The following is a 2,071-nucleotide window of genomic DNA, read 5'->3' as shown; positions in this document are numbered from 1 at the left end:
CTTTCAGCTTTCAGCTTTCAGCTTTCAGCTTTTATCTTTTTTCTTAATCTCTTTCAGCTTTGAGCTTTCAGCTTTCAGCTTTGAGCTACCAATATGATAAAATCAGAGTCAGAATTCAAAATCCTCAGAGCCCTGGAGTCCAACCCGAACTTCTCCCAGCGGGAGCTGTCCAAGAAGGCCGGCATTTCCTTGGGCAAGACGAATTATTGTCTCAATGCCCTGATCGAAAAAGGCCTGATCAAGACCTCCAATTTCAAGAACTCCAAGAACCGGACCGCCTATCTGTACAAGCTGACCCCCAAGGGGATGGAGGAAAAAGCCCGGGTCACCGTCCGCTTCCTGCGGCGGAAGATGGAAGAGTTTGATGCGCTGGAAAAGGAGATTAAGGAGCTACGGGCCGAGGTGGACGAGTTGCAAGAGGATAGCTCAAAGCTCAAAGCTGAAAGCTTTTAGCTGAGTGAATGAAACTTCTCATTCTTGAGCATGGAGGTGGACCCCAAAGGTTGGACAGCCTGATGGGTGCGGTAAGCTATTGGCTGTGAGCTTCAAACTCATGATGGTACCGGAGCAAAAATCTCTTCAAAGTATTTATTCACAGATCAATAAAATTGTACAATTTGGTGATAATATGGCTACTCATACATATTCGCCTTTTCAGGCAGCCATAGATGCTGTCGAGGCTCTCCCAGTTGAGGACAGACGAGATCTCCTTGAAATTTTGCGAGCACGGATGGCCGAGGACAGACGGGAAGAAATTGCAGCCAATGCTGCTGAAGCCTTGGCCGCAGTTAGAGAAAATCGTGCTCGGTTTGGGGATTTGGAAGAGCTCAAAAAAGACCTGCTGGATGACTGATGTATCAGCTTGCTTGGTCACAAAGTTTTAAGCGGGCCTTCAAAAAGGCTGCAAAGAACCAACCAGACCTCACCCCATGAAATCTCTTCTCATTTCATCGGGGGGCATTTTAAGGCCAAAAAACGGCCCAATTTTGAGCACATTTATCATTAATTCAGTGGCTTGGTTAGGTCCGACCCCAGCCCATGGAGATAGCATGAAATATAATCAAGATATACGTTGGCTACAGCGATTCAAGAACTATCAAAAGGCCCTTGCTCAGTTGCGTAAGTTCATCTCCAAGGGGGAGTTGTCAGAATTGGAGGAACAGGGGCTGATCAAGGCCTTTGAATATACATATGAGCTGGGCTGGACTACGTTAAAAGATTTTTTGGAATATCAGGGCCATGCTGGGATCTATGGCTCGCGGGACGCGATCCGGAAGGCATTTGAACTCAATCTTGTTCAGGATGGCCAGGGCTGGATGGATATGCTGGAAAGCAGAAACAAGACATCACATACCTACAATGAAGAAACAGCAGAGGAAATCTGTCAGGCTGTACAAACCCGCTATTTCCAACTCTTGGAGCGACTGGAAGCAACCATGCAGTCGCTGGTGCAAAACGAGGGAAGGATGTGATGGGCGTATCCACCGGTGTGCGGGATTTGCCCCGGTCGCATTTGGAAAAAATCAAGCGTGTTCTTGCCCGGTATCCGCAGGTTGAGACAGCCATCCTGTTCGGCTCCTGGGCCAAAAGGACGGCCAAGCCAGGGTCGGATATCGATATCGCCCTGAAGGGAGATAGCATCAATCTGCAGGTGTTGAACAGGATCACCCGTGACGTGGATGATCTGCTCATTCCTAATGCCGTTGACCTGTGCATATATGACAGAATAGATGACCCGGATGTCTTGGAGCACATCCATAGAGTGGGAGAACTATTGTATTTCAGGGATGCAAGCTCGAGCTGAAGGCAAAGAGGCATGAAGATGGCTTCATGAGTTATCGACAGAAAACTCGTCAGGGTTCTTCGAAGTAGCGCGTGGAATTCTCCTTCTTTGATTTCGGCCTGATTTTCTCGTAGTGGCTGCGGGAAATTGAAGAGCCAAAAATCACAAGAAAGCAATTCAAGATGCGCCTGCAAAAAATATGTTTTTGCAGGCAGTGTTAAGTTTTAAGTTGAAAGTTTTAAGTGAAATCAAATAGTTGTAAATTTTAATTTGTGCGTTTAACCCCAG

General features: G+C 47.0%; 4 protein-coding genes. All 4 read left to right on the top strand.

What is annotated here, in order from left to right; translation table 11 throughout:
- Positions 1–93: 93 nt before the first annotated feature.
- Positions 94–453, top strand: coding sequence for a MarR family EPS-associated transcriptional regulator (locus N902_RS0114255; RefSeq protein WP_027371455.1), 360 nt, complete (start codon positions 94–96; stop codon positions 451–453).
- A gap of 100 nt (positions 454–553) precedes the next feature.
- On the top strand, positions 554–853 hold the full coding sequence (locus N902_RS0114250) for a hypothetical protein (protein ID WP_153304246.1): 300 nt from the start codon (positions 554–556) through the stop codon (positions 851–853).
- A 196-nt stretch (positions 854–1,049) separates the two neighbouring features.
- Entirely contained in the window at positions 1,050–1,472 is a 423-nt protein-coding gene (locus tag N902_RS0114245; RefSeq protein ID WP_027371453.1) for a nucleotidyltransferase substrate binding protein, read from the top strand.
- Positions 1,472–1,804: a nucleotidyltransferase domain-containing protein gene (locus tag N902_RS0114240; RefSeq protein ID WP_153304245.1), complete on the top strand. Its 333-nt coding sequence runs from the start codon at positions 1,472–1,474 to the stop codon at positions 1,802–1,804. Before N902_RS0114245 ends, N902_RS0114240 begins: the two co-directional genes overlap by 1 nt.
- The last annotated feature ends 267 nt before the right edge of the window (positions 1,805–2,071 follow it).

Origin of the sequence: Desulfovermiculus halophilus DSM 18834 (assembly GCF_000620765.1) — a bacterium.
GTDB lineage: Bacteria > Desulfobacterota > Desulfovibrionia > Desulfovibrionales > Desulfothermaceae > Desulfovermiculus > Desulfovermiculus halophilus.
This window is presented reverse-complemented; position numbering and strand designations above follow the sequence as displayed.